This window comes from Corynebacterium pseudotuberculosis, assembly GCF_002155265.1.
GTDB classification, from domain to species: domain Bacteria; phylum Actinomycetota; class Actinomycetes; order Mycobacteriales; family Mycobacteriaceae; genus Corynebacterium; species Corynebacterium pseudotuberculosis.
Map to the genome: position 1 here is coordinate 1,757,685 of NZ_CP021251.1, position 21,670 is coordinate 1,779,354.

The window sequence follows — 21,670 nt, forward strand, 5'->3', positions numbered from 1 at the left end:
CTGCTAATCCGACATCGCATTCTCCAACATCTTCCGGCCGTCACGTCGTATGCCTATATATCAAGGGCTATCACTGCGTTGCACTGATATTGAACTTGTCTTTCTTGGGTGCTTCAGGTTGGGGTGTGATAACGATTGTGCGAAGAGTCGCCCGCGCCACGAGCTTGTGTCGGTGATACAGATCGATTCCTATAAGTTGGCTAGTGCGACCTGGATGGATCACCTTCGCTTCTACGTCGATAACCCCTGCGCTAACCGTTCCCAAAAAATCCGTCGTACAATTAGCCCCGACAACGAGCTTCCCATTAGCGGCGATAATGCCAGCTACCGACCCAACGGTTTCCGCTAGCGATGAATGCACACCGCCATTTACCATTCCAGAGACCTGAAGGTGAGCATCGCTAACCGGCAGCTCTGCTTTTACCGACTGCGGTGTTATCTCTGTAAAACGTAGTCCAAGTGTTTTACTAAAACCTTCGCTGAGAGAATTAAACTGATCAAGCTGCTCAATGCTCAAACCACACTGATTGAGATCCTTGAGCATTTCCAACATTTTTGTTCCGTTGCCCATACGCCCTAATGTAACCGATTCATACAGTCTCCGCAGGTTTTATTGTCCGATCGGACAGAAATGCGATAGAGATCCATCACAAAACAACGCAAACAGGCGCATTATGCGCCTGTTACATGACACTGTTGTGTCCTTTTATCGCCCGAGGGGTATCCTCTGGAGTTATGACTGATCAATCCAACTTGGCACAAATCGGAGTTGTCGGACTTGCGGTGATGGGATCAAACCTCGCTCGTAATTTTGCACATAAAGGACACACCGTAGCTGTCTATAACCGCAGCGCTGCAAAAACCCACACGTTGATGCAGGAACACGGCTCTGAAGGAAATTTCATTCCTTCAGAGACAATTGAGGAATTCGTTGCTTCGTTGGAGAAACCGCGCCGGGCAATCATCATGGTTCAGGCAGGTGCTGCTACTGATGCTGTAATCAACCAACTGGCAGACGCTATGGAACCAGGCGATATCATTATCGACGGTGGTAATTCCTTGTACACGGACACAATCCGTCGAGAAAAAGAAATTGCCGCACGCGGTCTCAACTTTGTAGGCGCAGGAATCTCAGGCGGCGAAGAAGGTGCTCTTAATGGCCCATCCATCATGCCAGGAGGTCCAGCAGAGTCGTGGGATGCACTAGGTCCTCTCTTAGAATCCATCTCTGCCGTCGTCGATGGAACTCCTTGCGTAACTCACATCGGTCCAGATGGCGCAGGGCACTTTGTCAAGATGGTTCATAATGGAATCGAATACGCTGACATGCAGGTCATTGGCGAGGCTTATCAGTTACTGCGCTATGCAGCTGGTATGGAACCTGCGGAAATCGCTGAGATTTTCAAGACTTGGAATAAGGGCGACCTTGACTCGTATCTCATTGAGATTACCGCTGAGGTGCTATCCCAGGTTGATGCAGAAACTGGTCAACCACTTATCGATGTTATCGTCGATGCTGCCGGACAGAAAGGAACGGGCCGCTGGACTGTAAAGGCAGCGCTCGACTTAGGAATCCCGGTAACAGGTATCGGAGAAGCCGTTTTCGCTCGTGCCCTCTCTGGAGCAGCCAAGCAGCGCGCTGCAACTATTGGAAGCCTCCCTTCCGGAACGCTTCTTACCCTAGACAAGCTAGACACAGACAAAGAGACATTTGTAGAGGATGTTCGTCGTGCGCTGTACGCATCTAAGCTTGTTGCATATGCCCAGGGATTTGATGAGATCCAGGCCGGCTCCGAAGAGCACGATTGGTCTGTAGACCCTCGAGACTTAGCTACAATTTGGCGCGGCGGATGCATTATTCGAGCAAAATTCCTCAATCGTATCCGTGAGGCTTACGACGCAGACTCGTCTCTGCCGTCGCTTCTTCTAGATCCCTATTTCAAAGCTGAGCTTGGTGGTCTTGTAGATTCCTGGCGTCGAGTGGTTGTCGCTGCCACTCAGCTAGGTCTTCCCGTCCCAGTTTTTACTTCTTCACTTTCCTACTACGATTCGCTTCGTGCAGAACGTTTACCTGCGGCACTCATTCAGGGACAGCGCGATTTCTTCGGCGCCCACACATATAAACGAGTGGATAAAGAAGGCACGTTCCATACGCAGTGGTCCGGAGACCGTAGCGAGATTGAAACGTCTTAAAGCTATTTACACTACTTTTACATGAGCAAAAAGCACCTGTTCCTACGTCATACTAGACAACACAGGACGGGTGCTTTTGTTCTAAAATCAGCTAAATCCCCGTAGCAGGCTAGACTCAATACAATGACTTCATTCTCCGACCTCGGATTACCGGTGTCCATTGTCCATGTGCTCAATCGCCAAGGAATAACCGCACCGTTTCCTATCCAAGAGGCTGCCATCCCAGATGCTCTCAAAGGGCGAGATGTCCTTGGGCGCGGCCCAACGGGTTCGGGGAAAACCTTCACCTTTGGTCTTCCTATGATCGCAGCACTAGCTAAGACTGGGGCCTCGCTTCCGGGGCATCCTCGTGGTTTGATTCTGGTGCCCACAAGAGAATTGGCAGCTCAAGTACGTGAGCGTCTCGACGAACCCGCTGCTGCTTTGGGTCTCAGAATTCTCGATGTTGTTGGCGGTGTCAGCATTAACCGCCATATAACGGCATTTGCAGCCCCTGTCGACATTCTCGTGGCGACACCAGGACGCGCACAAGATCTTGTGAACAATAAAAAACTCTTCCTTGATAAAGTCCTGATCACTACTCTCGACGAAGCTGATCAGATGGCAGACATGGGGTTTCTTCCACAAGTTCTTAAACTCCTTGAACTTACTCCCCGCGATGCTCAGCGCCTACTTTTTTCCGCGACCCTAGACGGTGACGTTAATAAGCTTGTCGAGCGTTTCATGCATGACCCCGTAACGCATTCCACTGCGGAGGTAGCAGCCGCCGTGGACACCATGACGCATTACCGTTTGCATGTGGGCGATCGGGACTCCCGGAATGACGTCGTCCTGCGTATTGCGGGGCGTATCGGAAAAACGATCATGTTTATGAGAACCAAGCATGGTGTGGATCGTCAAGTGAAAAAACTACGGCGCATCGGTATTAACGCTGTCGGTATTCACGGTGATAAAGACCAGAATACCCGTACAAATGCCATCACAGGCTTTTCAGATGGGTCGGTACCAGTTCTAGTGGCTACTGATATAGCAGCTCGAGGAATAGATATCGGAGACGTTGACCTCGTTGTTCACGTCGATCCTCCAGCAGAGCACAAAGCCTACCTACACCGTGCAGGACGCACAGCCAGGGCGGGTTCTTCGGGGACAGTAGTTACCCTTGTTATGGAAGAACAGATACAAGAAGTAGATACCCTACTGCATAAAGCTGGTGTGAACGCAGAGTCTCTGGAAGTATCAGCAAATTCCCCAGAGCTAGTCCACATCACCGGGGCGCAAAAAATTACGGGAGAACCTTTACCCCCGTTCGGTGCGGCGCAGCCACAACAACGACAAAAGAAGTCACAATCAACAAAAAACAGCGCAACGCGTCGTAGAAAGCCTCAACGGCAACGTACCGCGTCTAAGTCTCGTGGTAGCGCTGCGAGTTTTAGAGGAAAAAATAAGAAAGATGGACAACGCGGTGGGCGTAGCTAATCCCCTCATCTAACAATGGACATATTGATAAGCATCCTTTCACTTTTTGGCTTCGTGCTCCTAACAACAAGCACCGGCTTATTCGTTGCTGTCGAGTTCGCGCTCACTGGTCTCGAACGCTCAACGATTGAAAACGACGTACGCGAACGCGGGGATAAGAAGTCACTGGCAGTTCAGCGCGACTATCAAAACCTCTCCTTCGTTCTTTCTGGGGCACAGCTTGGTATTACGATCACTACACTTGCCACGGGCTACCTAGCAGAGCCTGTTCTAGCCAAGTTTCTTACACCTCTTTTGGCATTCTTCGGGCTGCCGCATACTGCAAGTACTGCAGTCGCCTTAATCTTGGCGCTTGTCATTGCAACTCTGCTGTCCATGGTTTTTGGTGAGTTAGTCCCCAAAAATATTGCGATTACCAATCCGCTTGGCACAGCACGCCATGTTGTTGGCCCCGTCAATGCTTTCAATACCGTATTTAAAGGTTTTATCAATACCTTAAATAAGTCAGCGAACTGGACAGTACGTAAACTCGGCATCGAGCCAGCGGATGAGCTGGCAACAGCCCGGTCCACCCAAGAATTAACTGCATTAGTTCGTAGCTCTGCGGAAACAGGCGATATAGATGAAAATACTGCTCTTGTTTTAGACCGATCTTTAAAGTTTGGTGAGACCACCGCAGAGGAACTCATGACGCCTCGGTCTACGGTAGAGACTCTCAGCGAAGATTCTACAGTTATTGATTTAATCAATCTTGCTATTGAAACTGGCCATTCGCGTTTCCCCGTTATCCGAGGTGATCTCGATGACACAATTGGTGTTGTTCACTTTAAAGACGCTTTTTCTGTTCCAAAGGAACAGCGCCACTCCGTTCTTTTGCACTCATTGGCTCGTCCGGTTCCCATAGTTCCGGCTAGTCTCGACGGCGATTCTGTACTTAATGCTGTTAGATCTGCAGGTTCACAGATTATTTTGGTTGCCGATGAGTACGGTGGTACCGCAGGATTGATCACTATCGAAGACGTGGTTGAAGAAATTTTGGGAGAAGTTTACGACGAACACGACGATGCAGAATCTGAGCGAGATTTCCAGCGTTTTGGTTCCAGTTGGGAGGTATCTGGGTTAGTTAGACTTGATGAACTCGCTGAAAAAGTCGGCTATTTCGCTCCCGAAGGTCCCTATGAAACGCTCGGAGGCCTAGTCATGTGCGTTCTGGGACGCATACCAAAAGTTAATGATGAGATTCTTGTACCTGAGAGTGATAACCCGCTGCTTGCAGAGTTTGAGTCCGGATATAAGGGGCGATGGGTAGCCAAAGTAACTGTCATGGAAGATAGACGAGTAGATAGAGTTATTCTCTCCCCTATTACGGACGAGGAAGCCACTCGTTTTATTAGTTCAACCGAGGAGGATAACTCATGAACCTCCTCACAGCTATCGTATTAATAGTTGTTTTATTGTTAGCAAACGCTTATTTTGTCGCGGCTGAGTTCGCTTTGATCTCTTCACGGAAAGACCGCATCGAAAACCTCATTTCACAAGGACGACCCGGGGCAAAACGGGTGTTATACGCCACCGAGCATCTCTCCATCATGTTGGCTGCTTGCCAATTTGGTATCACGATTTGTTCCTTGATCCTGGGTAAAGTGGCTGAACCAGCTATCGCCCGTTTTATCGAAGGACCTTTTGCTTCTCTAGGGTTATCTGCGCACCTTTTGCATCCCACCTCTTTTGTCATCGCCTTAGGTATTATTACGTTCCTCCACATTCTCTTCGGCGAGATGGTCCCTAAAAATATTTCACTAGCAGGCCCCGAAACACTTGCATTGTGGCTTGTCCCCACGCTTATTGTCTTTTGCAAGTTAACTCGACCATTCTTAGTTTTGATGAACTGGTCTGCTCGAATCACGTTAAAGGCGTTCGGCATTGAACAAAAAGACGAGCTTGATTCCACCGTCGATCCAAATCAATTAGCCACGATGATTTCTGAATCACGCTCCGAAGGCTTTCTGGATGCGGAAGAGCATGCCCGTCTTAATAACGCACTCAGAGTGGAGGATCGCTCTATAAAAGAAGCTCTTATTCCACTATCCAGGGTAAGAACTCTTGACTTTGGTACCCGTGGTCCTAAGCTGAGTGACCTTGAACAAGCCGTCGCAGAGACTGGTTTTTCTCGCTTTCCGGTAATGGGTAAAGATGGCTCGTATATCGGTTACGTCCATGTCAAAGATATTTTGGACCGTTTTGATACCGATACTCCAGACCACATCATCCATCGCTCAGAAATTAGACCACTAACTATCGTCGCTGCTACTGGCACGATGGATGAAGCTCTCCAACTAATGCATAAAAAATCAGCCCACATGGCGCAAGTCCGCGATCGAGGATTACTGCTGGGCGTAATCACCCTAGAAGATCTTATCGAGGAATACGTAGGGACATTCTCCGACTGGACTCACGAGCAGGGATGATGATGACTCAGCATCATATGGAACTAACCCCCGACGAATGGCAAGCACGAAGCACCACGCATCGTGAGCGCGCACGCAGTTATACTGACGATCACCTCTTACGGAGAAAGACTGGCGCTAAGCATCCTGTATTCGACTTTCTTTTTGAATACTATCTCCTGTGCGCATAGCTCATCTAGAGCGCTGGCATCCAGGTTTTGGTGTCCACCTAATCCATGAAAAAGATCGTCTGCCTCCCCAAGCTCAGTGGAAAGATTACGCAACGACACACCAGACAACATCGGTAGACGTTCATTCTTTTTGGGCCCGCAGCAGCCGAGCCATGTCTTATATAGAGGATTTATTAGTCTCCACCAACAACAACCCAGTACATTTTGACTGTTTTGGGCTTCATGAATGGGCCATGGTTTACCAGGAAAAGCAGCCTCGCCACGATCTTCCGCTACGCCTGGGGCCTAGAGAAACTAATAAGGTAGTTGAGAACAGCGCTATCAAATGTACCCATTTCGACGCTTTCCGTTTTTTCACGCCGCCAGCGAAACCGCTTAACTTTGCCGTTTTGTCCCGGGAAGATCAGCCGCGTTTTGATCAGCGTGCTTGTGTTCATGCCGCTATGGACTTGTATAAGTGGGCAACAAAACTAGGCCCCTTAGTACCCGGCGAGTTGTGGCTTGATACGTTTGAGCTTGCATGGGACGCGCGAATTTTAGACATGGAAGCCTCGCCATATGACTGCAGGGATTATGGATTGGGAGTGGTTCCTATTGAGACAGCCGAGGGAAAAGCTGAATATGTAGCGCGGCAACGCAAATTATCACAACGAGCAGTTCCTTTAAGGGACCGGCTTGTCGCCATCATTAGAGAGACTCGGAACGCTACACTAACTGGATAGCGCGCTGTGATAGCAACCTCGAAAGGTGGAGGAATCCGTGGCAAAGCACTCCAATGGCAAAAATAATTACGCGGTGTCCAAGAGCCTCATTGGGCTTGTCGTTGTGATTATCGTCCTCATATCTGGTGTTCTGTGGTGGCTTAGTACCAAGAATTCTTCCACTTCTACAGCAAAAAATTGCATTCAAGGTGAGCTCGTTCTTCCGATTGCATCCAGCGACAAAGATGGTGCACAAAAGGTTATTGACGCATACAATAAAGCAGGCCGTACTGTCCGTGATCATTGTGTCGTCGCAAAGCTTAACCAAGACATCAAGGTAGCTGGTGTCTATCTCAGTAGTGAGTCTGATAACACAATAAATCAAGAATTGAAAAAAGCTTCGCGCTCTCCGGCAACCCTTGAATGGCCTACAGTTGCCACGGACAAGGTGGGAGTAGCTAGCAAAACTGGACTAGCATCATTTGATGCTGCGACTAACGTTGCGTATCCGGTAAAGTCGGATGCAGTGGCCAGTGCTCTTGTTGCTGCGAAGCTTCACAAAAATAATGTTGATGCCACCAAAACCGCGCTCGATGCTTCTCTTAAGCTAACTATAGAAGAAGCCGTAAACCAGCAATCAGAAACGATTGCAATCGCGGAGTCCAATCTTCCTTCTGGTTATTCTTTTGTTGCCGCAGAAGGTCTTACTAAGCCGCTACGCGCCGTCGCACTGAACGCTACGGATGCTGTGCCGGAAGACATTATCCGGGCAGGTGCAGATTTTGGTGCTGCTATAGCGAATAATGCTGCAGATATAAAGCCAGAAGACAAGTCTTCTCCGGAATCTGTGACTGCAGCTGAAGTACTCGCCACTCTGCAAACGCAAACTTCAGAAGGCACCGATAAACCAGAATCCTCACCTCCCGCGCAACCAGCCGACACCTTATTTTTGCTGGACACCTCATTAAATATGGGTAAAGCGACCCCCGACGGTGGTTCTTGGCAGTCACACGCTGCGCAAGCGATTATTCAGGCCTCGACAAAGCTAGAAAGCCTAGGGAAAAACCTGGCGCTCTGGAACTATTCCTCCCCGCTAAGTCACGGTGCAACGCATGGTTGGCGTGACAATATCGGTTTTGGTACCGCTGAATCGGCCGAAACTATTTCTCGAGTTATTCAGGAATTTGGTGTAGGTGGGCATCCACTCACGCATGAAGCGACTGTGGCGGCATTATCGGTAGCCAATGCGCGTGTTCAAGAAGGCCACGCTGTTAACCTTGTTATTGTTACCAGCGGCACCGAGGATTCGTCGGTTTCGCTTGCTGATATTCCTAAGAACAGCCAACTACGCATCAACGTGGTACATGTCGGAGCAGCTCCAGTAGATCAAGAACTCGCACAAGCTGCACAAGCAAGCGGAGGCTCTGCTCAAGTCGTAGAGGATCCGCTGCAGATTAAAGCAGCAATTGATAAGGCGTCTCAGCTATAAAACTTTCCCGAGCCACTTGGGTTTCTGTGGCTTGGGTTTCTGCGGATCGGTTAATGGTCATTAATCGTCAAAAGTAGCTCCCGCACGCGTATAAAGAAGGGATCCCTTTATTTTAAACGGCTTGTGGTTTAGGAGGTCTTCCTTCTCCGACGTGCAGCAAGCTCATCAACGCCGACCACATTGTCATCCATAAGATCACTGATTTTCTCTGACGGGAACGCCGAGATTGTTCCGGTGAGTTCACGAACGATTCCGGGAACAGCAATGCCAAAGACACCTTGTCCCCCACCCAGAAGATCAATGACCTCCTCATTGGAGCGGCACTCGTACACCGTAGTCCCGTCAGAGACCAATGTGATCTCTGCTAGATCATCAACGCCACGATTACGTAGTTTATCTACGGCAAGACGGATATTCTGCAGAGAAATACCTGTATCGAGCAGTCGCTTTACAATTTTTAAAACTAGGATGTCTTTAAAGGAATAAAGACGTTGTGAGCCAGATCCTCGCGCAGTACGAATTGTCGGTTCTACGAGTTTGGTACGCGCCCAATAATCGAGCTGGCGGTATGTAATACCTGCGACCTGGCAAGCAATAGGAACTCGGTAGCCAACTTCCTCATCCGGCCCCATATCAAAAAGAGCCTCCTGTACCGGAGTACTATTTCTTGCGGTCTCTTCAGTCACGATCATTCTCCCCTGCGATTCCTGGCTTTCGCGTTGAGCTTTACTTTCTATTCTTAGCTAAGGGTAGAACAACGTCAAGGAGAAAACTCGCGACACGCCCAAAAGTTAAACCTCAAGTTGAAGTTGAGACTTATTTCTCCTGGTCTTGAGAATCATTCATATTCTCATCCAGAGTATCGGAAGGGGATTCCCTAAAAAGCTCGTCCTCTACCACCCCAAGATCCGCCATAAGACGTAAGAAGTCGGCGTCTGCCTCGGGATTGCCAGAGGCAGAGGGAGATAATTCTTCTTCTCCATTTTCTACTGTGATCCCCAGATATGCCTCAAGATCGGTTTCATTAACAAAGACGCTTACCTGATTAAGCATGGATTCCTCTGCCATCACGGGAATTCCCAGCATACGCGCGACTATGATCCCGTCAGAAGGGCGACAATCGATCTCTTCCCCATCAGATAACACAAGAGAACAAAGAAATACGCCTTCGTGATAACTCACAATCCTTAGTTCTACAACCGGACTACCGATACGAGAGAGCGCGTGGACTAACAGATCATGGGTCAAAGGACGCCGAGCACCAAACTGTTCATCCTCATCTCGCGCAGCAATAGCAAAGGCCTCAGTTTCTTCAATCCATACAGGAAGGATCCTGTTGCGCTCAGGCCAGCGCAGAATGATGCACGGGTCATTGTCCGGGGATAAAACATGAACGGAGTAATACTCCATCTCGCAAAAAGACATTATGTTAAAAACCGTTGTTACTAGCCAAGCTCACTGCGGACCATGGTCTTTACGAGTGTCGCATTGAGCGAAACAACAAGCGCACTCATCTGCTGCGACATCTCTTCTGCACGTTGCCTAGCCCCATCGCTTTTAGAACGAGCGGTAGGGGTAGCCGCGCGCGTAATAAAGTCCGCTTGACGGCTAGCAGTATTTTTCAATGATTTGAGATGGCGGACATCAAACCCAAACTCTTTTAATTGGGAAGCAATAGCCACAATCTGCACATCATCTGCAGTAAAGAATCCGGAGCTATCAGGGCTGATAATTCCCGCCGAACTCAATTCTTGCAACAAAGATGAGTCTGCACCGCTGCGCTCAACAACATCTTTATCGCTTAGTCGGGTCACCATCGGAGCCCGGAAATTTTCCGGGCTGACAATTGGTTTTGTGTCTCCGCCACGGCTTATTGGAGTCAGCGCCCCGGAGTCCATAGCTTCCAGTTGCTCGCGAATTACCTTAAGAGGGAGATAATTGTCACGTTGGGTGACCAAGATATACCGAAGTCGCTCTACATCATCATGAGTAAAACGCCGATATCCTGACGCAGTCCGTTGTGGTGCGATGAGCCCCTCTGCCTCTAAAAAGCGAATCTTGGAAACAGTTACATCGGGAAACTCTGCCGTCAGTTTCTCCAGGACCACTCCAATAGACATGGTCTTATTGCCGGTTCGGGGGCGCTGTTGCCCTGGAACGGCAGATTGGGAACCAGAGCTCTGAGGAAGTGCACTCATCTATGCTTCGTTTCTCGGTGTGGTGGGTGTACTAACGGAAAGCAACTTTTAAATAGATTACGTTACGAGCATAAAAGCTCACAAGCATTGGGCTAGGAACAGTTGCAGACTTTCCTAGCCTTTGGAGCCTTCAATGAAGACAAGCCGGAATTTACCAATCTGAATCTCATCACCGGAAGACAAAACTTCCGAATTTTTAGGCTCACGATTAACGTAAGTTCCATTGAGGCTTCCTACGTCAACGACCTCAAAGGAGCCATCCTGCAAGCGGAATTCAGCATGTCGACGCGACACCGTGACATCATCAAGGAAAATGTCGCTTTCCGGGTGACGCCCTGCCGTTATGGTTTCGCGATCCAAAAGGAACCGGGCGCCAGCATTTGGCCCGCGCTTAACCACAAGCATCCCTGAGCCGGAAGGCGGGGTGACATCGCTACCAGGGTTCGGCGCCGCATTCGCACCGGACTCCATTTCCTTGAGCAGATCTGCACGGAAAACCGACGTGGTTTCTACTTGCACGTCAGGAGCAGCGCTATTGTCACTCATTATTCAACCTCCGAGTCAAACGAGCTTCGAATAAAATTCGAACTTTCAGTCAATGGTTTACATCATAGCCCTAGAGAACTACTGATGAAGAAGCGCTACTGATAACAAAGAGATAACACCAGCGGCTTCTTAGATATCCTTCAGCTGTGGGATAAATTCACTAGACATTAACAATTTACCGGAAAATACTGCCTATCCCCCGCAACACTGAGTTCCCATTACCGGATAAGGGGTTGTCGCTGACCATGTAAGTCCATGTAGCGGAGGGACGACCCAGACCATGTTCCTCCAAATGAGCGCCGTCTGCGTCAATAGTGACGCTTGCAAATGTTTTCACGGCGTCATCAACGGCCCGCTGAGCTAATTGCCTGAATTCTCGTACCGCGATCCTGTGGTATTCGTCGATGGGAGTTTCCCGTGCAATTGCTCGCAAGTGAATTGACTCCCGCACGTCATCCATTATCGCTAAATGTTCACTCCAGCACCGATCAAGGTGGTACAACATGATATCTCTGGCCGCTTGCTCCAACACATCCATATCAATTTCTTCCTGTATTAATGTTTGCGCGCGCCCAGGGTTTGCATGGGACAGCTCTTCCCACGCTTTATCAGTATCCAACAGATCATTTCGCCGCTCGTCCACGATCACGCGTTGATCAGCAAGCAACTTATTGTACTTCCATGTCTGAGAATGAATTTCTAGCAGTTGCCCTTCAGTTACGCGTTGGCAATGCGAAATAAAATCATTAATGCGCTTAGAATCAATCCGACCATCTGGCTCAGGTCTAGCTTTAACCTCTTCCCCGGCCCCGCCAACAGCAACTACGTCATCCTCCAAAGAGACAAAGAATAAGGAAAGTCCTGGATCTCCTTGGCGGCCCGCGCGGCCACGCAGTTGGTCGTCAAGACGCGAGGTTCTGTGTCGACTTGTTCCAATTACGGCCAAACCGCCTTTATCAGCCACCTCAGCGCGATCTATCTCTTGTGCCCCACCGAGTTTGATGTCAGTGCCGCGCCCCGCCATTTGAGTTGAAACAGTAACTCGCCCAATGTCACCTGCCTCTGCGATAATACGTGCCTCTTCAGCGTCATTTTTAGCATTGAGAACGCTTACCTCAATGTCTAGCTCACACAGAGCATTCGCTAGCGTCTCCGACTCCGAAACATCTTGAGTCCCCACCAACACCGGCTGTCCCGTCGCATGAATCGCAGAGATTTCCTGTACAAGAGCATTAAATTTTTCTTCAATCGTGGCATATACCCGATCGGCCTCGTCAAAACGCTGTGACGGCACGTTTGGCTCTATCACCGATACTCTTAAACCGTAGAATTGCCGCAATTGGTCTGTTGCAGCAACCGCGGTACCTGTCATTCCGCAGACCAATGGATACCGGCCCATCAGCGCTTGCAAAGTCATTGTGTCGAGAATTCTCCCGCCTTCAGTGACCGCTAGCCCTTCCTTTGCTTCCACAGCCGCCTGAACGCCATCAGGCCAACGCTGTAATTCCGCTATACGCCCCTTGGAGGCGTCGATCAATGCAACTTTTCCCTCCCGGACAATGTAGTGAACGTCCCTTGTAAGTAGTGCTTTAGCATGAAGAGCAAGGTTAACCTGCACTAATGTTGTTCCTACGTGTTGATCGTCGTAAAGGCTATTAATCCCCAATGACTGTTCCACGAGAGCTGCACCGTCTTCGGTGAGAAAAGCGTTACGACGATCGTCGTCAAGCGTGTAATGCTCGCTTTCCTTAAGGCGTCGTACAATTTCGGTCACTCTCCCCCCAGGTGCAGACCCTGGCTCGTTTCCTGCTAGAACGAGCGGAACTAGCGCCTCATCGACCAAAACCGAATCGGCTTCATCAACAATGGCTACATCTGCCCCATGTTGAACAGCATCTTTACGGTTTGTAATAAGTTGATCCCGCAAAACATCAAAACCGATCTCATTAACAGGACCGTAGACAATATTGCAGGCATAAGCCTGACGACGCTCCCCTGCAGTCTTCGATTCCGTAACCGAGGACACGGTTACGCCAAAAAAGCTAACCAGCGGCGCCATCCACGATGCGTCTCTCTCCGCAAGATAATCATTAACAGTGATCACGTGGACCGACTTGCCCATGAGCGCATACCCTGTAGCAGCCATCGCGCCAACGAGTGTCTTCCCTTCACCAGTAGCCATCTGAATCACGTCTCCATCCAAGAGCCGGAGAACGGCCTGCAATTGAACAGGGAAAGGCGTAAGACCCAACGTGCGAGAAGAAGCAAGACTGAGTACCGCTAAAAACTTGGGTTGGTCTTTTATCTGACCCGACTCCGCAAGCTGCACAGCGAGTTCTCGTAGCTGCACATCATCCAAAGACTCAAGCGTTGCTATCTGTGCTTGAGCTTGCCTTACGATCCCCAGGCTCTTAGCTTGGTTCCGGCTAGCTTTCCCGCCCATTGCTTTCCAAAACCAGTCAAAGCCTGCCACAGTAGTTGTCCCTTCTCGTTGCCCACACAATGCATTTCGCGGTGTCTTTGAGCAGTATTTCCTTGTTCAGTTCTACCCCATCACGGCGCAGTCGGACCATAAAAGGACTATCAAGTGCCCTAAACAATCATCAAGTTCATCGTTTGGAGCAACGTAAGCAAAGCAAACCGATCAAAGACCCACCAAGACTTAGCATATACTTATATTATTTAAAGGAATTAAAGTTCCCGCCCCCTTGCGGTTCCCAACGAGTGAGCATCGACCCAAATTTAGCCGTACGTGATCCACACATCACAGTGGACTCCCTTTTGAATTAGGAGACAGATCAACAAACCGTCACCATATTTCAGAGCTTTCCAGATATGCTGATAAACATCGTCCCTTACCCTCAGGGATGCTTTCTTATGCCTCCATATAGGATATGGCAGCCTTTACAACCCCCACACCCAAGGCTAGAGAGCCCCAAAGGGATGCCCTATAAAGTCATATCCGACAAAGGAGTATGGAATGCATTCTGTAAGCGTGAAGGTACCTTCCAGCAAGGGATATCAGATGGCGGGGACCATCGATTTTCCAGATGCGCCACCTGCCGCCTTCGCGCTTTTCGCACACTGCTTTACAGGATCCCGATTCACCCCAGCGGCCGCGCGAGTATCTAAGACGCTGGCAGACCTTGGCATCGCTTGCCTCCGTTTTGATTTTCCCGGATTAGGCCAGTCAGAAGGCAACTTTGCCGAGACTTGCTTCAGCGAAAATGTGGAAGATATTCGCGCTGCAGCGCAGTGGCTAAAAGACAATTACACCGCTCCACAACTGCTCATAGGACATTCACTCGGAGGTGCCGCTTCCCTAAAAGCAGCAACCGATATGCCCAGCATTAAAGCGGTTGCAACAATCGGAGCCCCCTTTGACCCCGCCCATGCAGTTCTGCACTTCGCCAACAGGATTAGCGAAGTCGACGAAACTGGAGCAGTTACCTTATTGCTCGGCGGACGTGACATCACTATTTCACGAGAATTCCTCGAAGACCTTGCAGAAACTAATCCCGAGGCCTATCTTCCCCGATTGCGTAAACCCCTACTGATTCTTCATTCCCCCACCGACACGACAGTCGGAGTGGATAACGCCCAGCTCATCTTCCGCACAACCCGTTACCCAAAGTCATTGGTCGCGCTCCACAAAGTAGATCATTTGGTTACAAAGCAAGGGGCAGCACAGCAAGCTGCACGCATTATCCGCACATGGGCTGCACAACATCTAACTACCGAGAACACCCCCGAAAACGCCTACAAGATCCCCGAAAGTGCAGCTATCGCCCGCTCCATCCCAGCCGGCACTTTCACAGATCATGTACAAACCGGCATGCATAGTTTCACCACAGACAGAGAAAAGTCACAAGGCGGGAAGAATCTCGGCTACACGCCCATGGCCCTCATTGCCTCTGCGCTAGCTGCAGCATCCTCACAGGCGATAAGGAGCGTAGCTAAAGAAAAGCGCATTTCCTCCCTAAAGAATGTCAACGTTACGGTAGAAAAAATACTTACTGCCAACGACGATGCCCAGCTTCATCGAAAAATCGAGCTCATAGGAGAGCTATCGGGAGAAGAACGGACTATCTTGCTCGCCGCAGCTAAAAAGAACGAGGTTGAAGCATTGCTCAGCAAAGATATCGTCATCGACACATCTTCTGTTTAACATAGGGTAGCTCCATGTCTAACCAAGTCACAGCATGCCCATGTATGACGTCACTACCTTTTCACGAGTGCTGCCAGCCACTCATTAATTTCTCCAAAATTGCCCCTACAGCGACCGCCCTTATGAGATCACGGTTTACCGCTTTTGCAATAGGAAACCCCCAGTATCTCGCTGCAACATGGCACCCTTTAACTCGCCCCACTGACTTAGAGTTAGACCCCGCCTTGGTATGGACACGACTTATCGTTCACGATTCCACACAGGGCGGATTACTAGACACTGAAGGAACCGTAGATTTCACAGCCTGTTACGAGTTTGAAGGGTCACGGGGAAAGCACCACGAGCGCTCCCATTTCACCCGTGTCGAAGGCCTCTGGACCTACGTTAACGGAATAGTTACCTAATTTCCTACCACTACCTGCGAATTCGCATTCCACAATCACAATGATGTAACCTATAGCAGTTGCCAAAACAACATCGGACTGTGGCGCAGCTTGGTAGCGCACTTGACTGGGGGTCAAGGGGTCGCAGGTTCAAATCCTGTCAGTCCGACCAAAGCCCTGTTCAGGTGGTGTTTTTACACCTCTAGAGCAGGGTTTTTCTCCCTATTCCCTTTTCCGGGCACCTACTACTGTAACATGAACCTCTCCGTTCTCTAAGCCCCGAAAACGCAGATGCGGGAAGAAAATGGCACATTCGTGGCACAAAAATTTGTGGAATACGCACGTTTTCTAGTGGACGATGCCAGGCCTGTTACTAAGGGTCGGCCGGACACACGTATAAAGGACCATCAACCTACACGCGTAGAAAAGACGCGTGGGCCTGGATTGCTAACCAGCAACGACTAATAAAACTTGATTGCTGGGAACCACCAGCAACAAAAGTTTATGTAGAGAAAATGCCAACTGTTAGCGAAATGATGCATATCTGGTTGAGCACCATACAGTCGCAGGTACAAGAATCGACCCGTGTCGTTTATGACACCACCATGAGGACACGGGTGCTGAATTATAAACGCCTCTGCAAAACACCGATTAACAAACTAACGTGGGATATCATTGCTCAATGGTGGCAGGATACCGTTACTGCGCACCCTGATACGCACTCGAAACAATCGCACGTATCAGAAACTATGGGCCGATATGACTCTGGCTGTGGACTGTGAATATCGACAGCAACTCCGTTTATATTCGTCCTGAACTACGCCGGGTGACCACGACAGTTAAAGAACTACCGGCTACCTCTGACCTAAAAAGCATCCTGTACCAGATACATATCCCTACCGTTTTGTAACGGTGATGTGCTTGTGTCACGACCTTAGGATCGGTGAAAATGGAATGCCCCCAAAAAACACGAGCAGGTTTAGAAAAGTCCCCTTACTCAGCGAGTTTCTACCGATGGTTCGTGAAGATTTATGCGCCTACAAGCCGGGCCTGACGATTACGTCACTAGGGCAGTTACAGGCGCTGCCGTGTTTGACGCCTCGTATCGGACACGTTTTGCAGCTGCTAAAAACGAGCAGCAATAGACAACAACATATCCTCGCACTACGGGCATGTGCACCTAATCACCCGGTTACCAGAGACCGGAACAACCCCAAAAGAAATAGGCAGGACATTAGGATGCGATAATATCTCAAGCATCCTCGGTGTATACATGTGAGCTAGGGAAACGAAAACAACAACGCTAATGCATCGTGCATCTAGACATTCTCAGACCGTTATATGGCCATAAAGAGTGCCATTGTCTTAATTGCTGTGGGTTGTAATGCAAGTTCATTGGGGTTAGCACTCCGCTAGCGCAGCTGTGGAGGGTCAATGTTTCCGGCGGAGGTTACCACCATATCTACCCGCCGCACTGGTTTTATGGCAACAGGGTATCTTGCTTATTCTCAGCAGAGGCTACATAAAGAGTGACTAAGGAAATCCTGAGTGGTTTTCCGCAGGAACGATAACATAAGCCCGTTATTACCAATAGACACCAACTGTAACCAGCGACCTTACAAAACTGTTAAAGCGGTCCTGCTAAAGGCCACTATAACTAATACTAACCAGCCACACCCCACCGCTAGGTTGAGACTTGTTTTTGGTCATACACACGCGGTCATTCAAAAAACCCGCTACTCACTCCTCGCCGTGTGCGAGTGCATAAACTCGCACCAAAATATGTAACCGCGGGGGTTAATAAGATGACAGACTTATGCAAACCTCATCGTCAAACCATCCAATCATTCAGCATTTGAGCTTTCCCATGAAGTGTAAAGGCATGAAATTGAAGTACACCACTGTACATGGTGTACTTCAATTATTTCCGGACAGTAGAAAATGGATTATTTTCTAGTCTTCTCAGTTTGTTCTTGCACGTTTCCGATTACGACGTACCAGCAACAGTCCTATTCCGACTAGCAAGACCGCGACAAAAGCGATCCCTAACGTGTTTGCACCCGTCTTCGCCAGCGAAGACTTATCACGCGCAGGAACAGCCTTTACCTCATGGGGTTCCTCGCTTGGAGGAGTCTTTGATATTGGCGCTACAGGCGTAATCACCGGCGGCTGTGGCGGTCCGACAATAAAAGGTACCAACGGGATGATTGGTATCAAAGGGAGAATTGGAAGGAAATTAGGAGATTCATAGCCATTGACCACCGCTATCTTATAGATCACGTTCGCACTAGAAATCTTGAATTTTCCCTGATCAGAGATGGTGTGCTTCCAAAACGCTCCAGCGATCTTGGCATCTTGCTCCTCTATGCGACATTCGGTTCCGACAGGTAGTGCATCGATAAACTCGGAGCTTCCTTCCCCTTTAATCTGCGTAGATGCTTTTCTTATTTCTTTGCCATCCTTGTTACATACGTAATTGAATGTAAACGTCTTATCGACTGCTTTATCCCTAGCACCACCAATAATTTGTTTCTCGATTAGGAATCCACCGGTCTCATGCTTATAGGTATTCGTCGCAGAAACCTGAACAATTTCTGATCTCTTTCCGATCGTGAATCTTTGGTTCTTCCACTCAGTCGCTAGCTCTGCCCCAGCAACCCTGGAGTCTTTTTCAACCACTACACATGAAGTACCAACAGGGATCTTCTCTTCGGAAACATCCACAAAACCCTTGCCATTTTTAACGGGTACTTTAACCTCGCCATTCGTGTTACCACATGTCCATGTGAAGACAAACTCTTGCGGAGTCTTAATCCCCTCCTCAACAATAACGGACTTTTCAATAGAGAATCCACCTTTATATTGAGTGAAAGTGTTCTTTACCTTCAGGTTGACTGAGGGGCTATTGGAATCCGCAATATTAAACGTTGCCTTATTTCCCTCGGATTCTACACCTTCACCCGAAAACTCAACCAACCAGTCGACGTTCGGATAAGCACTCTGAGCCTCGGTTACCTCACACTTAGAACCAACGAGTATGTCTTTGACTACAACGCTCTTTCCAGGGGTTGCGCTGATAGTTCCTTTAACTAGCTGACCATTTGGCTGATCACATACATAATTGAACTCATAATGCTTCGATTTAAACATACTTAAATCCGCAGCGTCTCCGCCTACAGTCTTAAGGATTGAGAACCCGCCCTTTGAATGCTCAAAAGTATTCTTGGCATGGATATTAACGGTCTCGCCTTCTTTAATAATGAACTTTTCACTGTTGAGAAGCATACCTACCCACGTAACACCTGCTGGGGCATTAACTTCCGATTCTGTAATAGCGCATTCCGTATTGATAGGAATGTCAGCAGGACTGTCAACAGTCTCGCCTTCCTTGACCCTAAGCGAGCCTGTTTTCTCGCCACACACATAATCAAATTTGTACTCAATACCTTTTGCCAGCGAAGCTGCAGGACCATCAACAAACTTGGTGAGTTTAAAACCTCCAATTTTTTGAGTGTACTTATTGATCAGCTCAACCTGAATGTTTGCATTATTGTCATGCAGGATCGAAAGCTTCTGTTTGTTGCCGTTGACTTCTGACCACGTAAAACCCGAAATTTCTGTACTGTCAGTACGCTCTTCTATATAACATAAAGTTTCCTCTGGGTATTCAGGAGAAACAAAAGGAACTTTCACAGAAAACTCGAACTGAGTCCATTCTTGAGTGCCACAACGGTATCGCCCTTTGAATTTACGGTTTTGGACAGACTCATCCGCAAGCAAAGTTGCTGGTCCTTCAAGCTTCTTGTTCACAGTGAACTTGCCTTTAGGGACCTGTGTGTACGTATTTGAGGCCACCACCTTTGCAGTATTTTCTGCATTGATCTTAATTTTTCCATCGGAAGGAGTAAGCGTATGAGTCCACTTTTGCCATTTAACTTCAGTATCTATGGCTTCTTCTTTCACCGTGCATTCAGTTCCCAAGGGATACTGTTTTGGTGATTCAAACGGCTTGTTCTTAGAGACTTTTGCAATAGCTTCAGCATCGTTGCAGCAAGTATATTTGAAAGTAAACTCACGATCTTCTAACTGCTTAACGACATCATCTGCACCCACCAATTGCTTCTCAATCTTGAAAGTACCTGAATTTTTTTTGATATTGATTGACTACCTCAAAGCCGATCACACTATCAACCTCAGTATTTGTGATAGTCACCTCCGCCGGGCTAATCGTCGTCTTTAACGAGTACCCCTCGATCTGTGCACTATCAGTTTGTTCGGTGACTTTGCACTTTGCACCCACAGGAATTTGTTGAGAGATGAATGCCTTCTGCGCGTTACCTTTTACCTGGATTTTCCCCTTAATTTCATCCTGCCCAGCAACTTCGCATTGATAGTTAAAAGTAAACTCTTTGTTTTCGCCTTTTCCTCATCCCAGCCGGAAACCTTCTTGGTGATAGTGAAAGTTCCAGTTTCTGGAGCAGCATCATAGGTGTTAATTGCGATGAGGTCGATGGATTTCTCCTCTGGAGAGCGCACTTCAAAGTTAGCTTTGTCTGCGGGGGTACCATCTATTTCCCATGTCAAACGGGACTTAGGAATTGTGTTTTCCGAGGAAACTTCTGTTACCTCACAACGCATGCCTTTCTCAATGTTTTTGATGTGAATAAAACCATCATTCGGAGAGACATCAACGGTTTTCTCAATTATGTTCGAGTCACGTACACACTTGTACTTGAATTTGAATGACGCTGGAACCTGGGTTCCAGCGCCACCCATGACAACTTTCTTGATCGAAAAACCGCCAACATTGCCAGAACCGGACCCTTCTGCACCTGGTATATAGGTAAATCCTTCTATCGGTTTATCGCCGACATATGCCGTATTCTTCTGAGAAGAGAAAGGCCGCGGACGCTCGGTGGTGTAGGTATAGAAGTTAATGAGCGGACCAGAATTTTGTGATACCCCATATGGAAAGCGGACCGTGAGAAGATTTTCTGAGCAGCTCAGCTCAAATCCATAACCCGTGTGAAGTATTCCCCTCGCCGTTATGCCTGTATAACTCCCACCCTGCTTCCTTTCAGAAGCATCGATAATGCTGTCTCTATGGTAAATACCTTGATAGAAAGTTCCTACCTCAGTAGGTATGAAGTTTCTGGAATATTTGGAATCACAAACAAATTTATGGCCAACAGGAGCAGTATCTGTAACCGTGAATTCATTAATTCCGTTGTTTCCTTTGGTCCTGCCATCAACATATATCGTCCAGCGACTGAGGTAATAAGGGATTCCTTCTACCACATATTCGCCCGCATATTGGCCTCTTTTTCCATTTTCATGTGTATCACCGGAGGGACCATCTTTAGGATAGACACCTTCGAGTCCGCCATTACCACAACCATAAAAATTCAATAATCCATCAGTTTTGCTGTCATATCCACGGTTTGTATCGATGTTGGCTCGATCCCATTCGAGCGATATACGAGCTTGACCTATCACATTAAAATGTGAATCCGCATAGTCAGCAAGAGTTATTGTAAGAACCTTCCCCTCCCAAACGGCATCGGCAACTTTCACACCGCTCGCATCTTTCAGTTCAAAAGCATTAGGTGCACCTGAAGCAGGTTTTAGCTGACTAGGTAACTGCAGCGTAAAAGTCTGACCGGCTTTCGACGTATCAGGAACTGACCAATCAAAAGTCGCAACGGAGAACTGATTTGCGTCCGTATAACTGCCGTTTTTTACGCCTTGCCCCTCTTCCCACTTTAGGTTTTCCCATCTACCTGCACACTCAGCATTCTGTGCGTTGGTAGTCGGAACCATAACTCCAATGTTTAAAATAGAAAATACAAGAGTCACGACGGTCAGCAAACATACTCCC

At 48.4% G+C, this 21,670-nt stretch carries 16 protein-coding genes, 1 tRNA gene and 1 pseudogene; 9 read left to right on the top strand and 9 right to left on the bottom strand.

Annotated elements, in window-relative coordinates:
* Positions 1-70: 70 nt before the first annotated feature.
* Positions 71-571 (bottom strand): PaaI family thioesterase, encoded by a 501-nt coding sequence (locus tag CpATCC19410_RS08145; protein WP_013241867.1) that lies wholly within the window; start codon positions 569-571, stop codon positions 71-73.
* 164 nt (positions 572-735) lie between these two features.
* Between CpATCC19410_RS08145 and gnd the strand changes: the two genes are divergently transcribed.
* From gnd to CpATCC19410_RS08175, 6 genes and pseudogenes are all read left to right on the top strand, one after another.
* Positions 736-2,193, top strand: a complete 1,458-nt coding sequence (gene gnd / locus CpATCC19410_RS08150) for an NADP-dependent phosphogluconate dehydrogenase (protein ID WP_014522824.1) — start codon at positions 736-738, stop codon at positions 2,191-2,193.
* Between the two features lie 123 nt (positions 2,194-2,316).
* Positions 2,317-3,669, top strand: coding sequence for a DEAD/DEAH box helicase (locus tag CpATCC19410_RS08155; RefSeq protein ID WP_014300682.1), 1,353 nt, complete (start codon positions 2,317-2,319; stop codon positions 3,667-3,669).
* 15 nt (positions 3,670-3,684) lie between these two features.
* The gene (locus CpATCC19410_RS08160; protein ID WP_013241864.1) at positions 3,685-5,088 is read left to right on the top strand and encodes a hemolysin family protein; all 1,404 of its coding nucleotides are present in this window, start codon (positions 3,685-3,687) and stop codon (positions 5,086-5,088) included.
* Positions 5,085-6,137 carry a hemolysin family protein gene (locus CpATCC19410_RS08165; protein WP_013241863.1) on the top strand — a complete coding sequence of 351 codons (1,053 nt, stop codon included), beginning with the start codon at positions 5,085-5,087 and terminating at the stop codon, positions 6,135-6,137. Before CpATCC19410_RS08160 ends, CpATCC19410_RS08165 begins: the two co-directional genes overlap by 4 nt.
* Positions 6,138-6,139: 2 nt before the next feature.
* Positions 6,140-7,029, top strand: a pseudogene (locus CpATCC19410_RS08170) (hypothetical protein).
* A 37-nt stretch (positions 7,030-7,066) separates the two neighbouring features.
* Positions 7,067-8,497 (top strand): vWA domain-containing protein, encoded by a 1,431-nt coding sequence (locus CpATCC19410_RS08175; protein ID WP_013241861.1) that lies wholly within the window; start codon positions 7,067-7,069, stop codon positions 8,495-8,497.
* 128 nt (positions 8,498-8,625) lie between these two features.
* On the opposite strand, the gene CpATCC19410_RS08180 is transcribed toward CpATCC19410_RS08175, so the two are convergent.
* The 5 genes from CpATCC19410_RS08180 to secA2 form a co-directional block, all read right to left on the bottom strand.
* On the bottom strand, positions 8,626-9,189 hold the full coding sequence (locus CpATCC19410_RS08180) for a MerR family transcriptional regulator (protein WP_014300680.1): 564 nt from the start codon (positions 9,187-9,189) through the stop codon (positions 8,626-8,628).
* 124 nt (positions 9,190-9,313) lie between these two features.
* The gene (locus CpATCC19410_RS08185; RefSeq protein WP_013241858.1) at positions 9,314-9,922 is read right to left on the bottom strand and encodes a bifunctional nuclease family protein; all 609 of its coding nucleotides are present in this window, start codon (positions 9,920-9,922) and stop codon (positions 9,314-9,316) included.
* Between the two features lie 20 nt (positions 9,923-9,942).
* A complete protein-coding gene (gene ftsR / locus CpATCC19410_RS08190) occupies positions 9,943-10,695 on the bottom strand; it encodes a transcriptional regulator FtsR (RefSeq protein WP_013241857.1) in 753 nt (250 codons plus the stop codon).
* Between the two features lie 114 nt (positions 10,696-10,809).
* Positions 10,810-11,241 (bottom strand): oxoglutarate dehydrogenase inhibitor Odhl, encoded by a 432-nt coding sequence (gene odhI / locus CpATCC19410_RS08195; RefSeq protein ID WP_013241856.1) that lies wholly within the window; start codon positions 11,239-11,241, stop codon positions 10,810-10,812.
* A 175-nt stretch (positions 11,242-11,416) separates the two neighbouring features.
* Complete coding sequence (gene secA2 / locus CpATCC19410_RS08200; RefSeq protein WP_013241855.1) at positions 11,417-13,714, bottom strand: accessory Sec system translocase SecA2; 2,298 nt, start codon at positions 13,712-13,714, stop codon at positions 11,417-11,419.
* Positions 13,715-14,221: 507 nt separating this feature from the next.
* Here secA2 and CpATCC19410_RS08205 point away from each other — a divergent pair.
* The 3 genes from CpATCC19410_RS08205 to CpATCC19410_RS08215 all read left to right on the top strand — a co-directional run bounded on the left by CpATCC19410_RS08205 (position 14,222) and on the right by CpATCC19410_RS08215 (position 15,964).
* Positions 14,222-15,409 carry a bifunctional alpha/beta hydrolase/OsmC family protein gene (locus CpATCC19410_RS08205; RefSeq protein ID WP_013241854.1) on the top strand — a complete coding sequence of 396 codons (1,188 nt, stop codon included), beginning with the start codon at positions 14,222-14,224 and terminating at the stop codon, positions 15,407-15,409.
* Between the two features lie 14 nt (positions 15,410-15,423).
* A complete protein-coding gene (locus CpATCC19410_RS08210; protein WP_014401164.1) occupies positions 15,424-15,813 on the top strand; it encodes a YchJ family protein in 390 nt (129 codons plus the stop codon).
* A 74-nt stretch (positions 15,814-15,887) separates the two neighbouring features.
* Positions 15,888-15,964: transfer RNA gene (locus CpATCC19410_RS08215), tRNA-Pro, on the top strand.
* A 1,790-nt stretch (positions 15,965-17,754) separates the two neighbouring features.
* Here the strand turns inward: CpATCC19410_RS08215 and CpATCC19410_RS08225 are convergent.
* From CpATCC19410_RS08225 to CpATCC19410_RS08230, 3 genes are read right to left on the bottom strand one after another with little or no spacing between them, the layout of a single operon-like run.
* Positions 17,755-19,905 (bottom strand): DUF5979 domain-containing protein, encoded by a 2,151-nt coding sequence (locus CpATCC19410_RS08225; protein WP_014522713.1) that lies wholly within the window; start codon positions 19,903-19,905, stop codon positions 17,755-17,757.
* Between the two features lie 10 nt (positions 19,906-19,915).
* Positions 19,916-20,155 (bottom strand): DUF5979 domain-containing protein, encoded by a 240-nt coding sequence (locus tag CpATCC19410_RS11055; RefSeq protein ID WP_227985940.1) that lies wholly within the window; start codon positions 20,153-20,155, stop codon positions 19,916-19,918.
* Positions 20,134-21,648, bottom strand: coding sequence for an Ig-like domain-containing protein (locus tag CpATCC19410_RS08230; protein WP_228026798.1), 1,515 nt, complete (start codon positions 21,646-21,648; stop codon positions 20,134-20,136). The genes CpATCC19410_RS11055 and CpATCC19410_RS08230 overlap by 22 nt, the downstream gene beginning before the upstream one ends.
* Positions 21,649-21,670 lie beyond the last annotated feature (22 nt).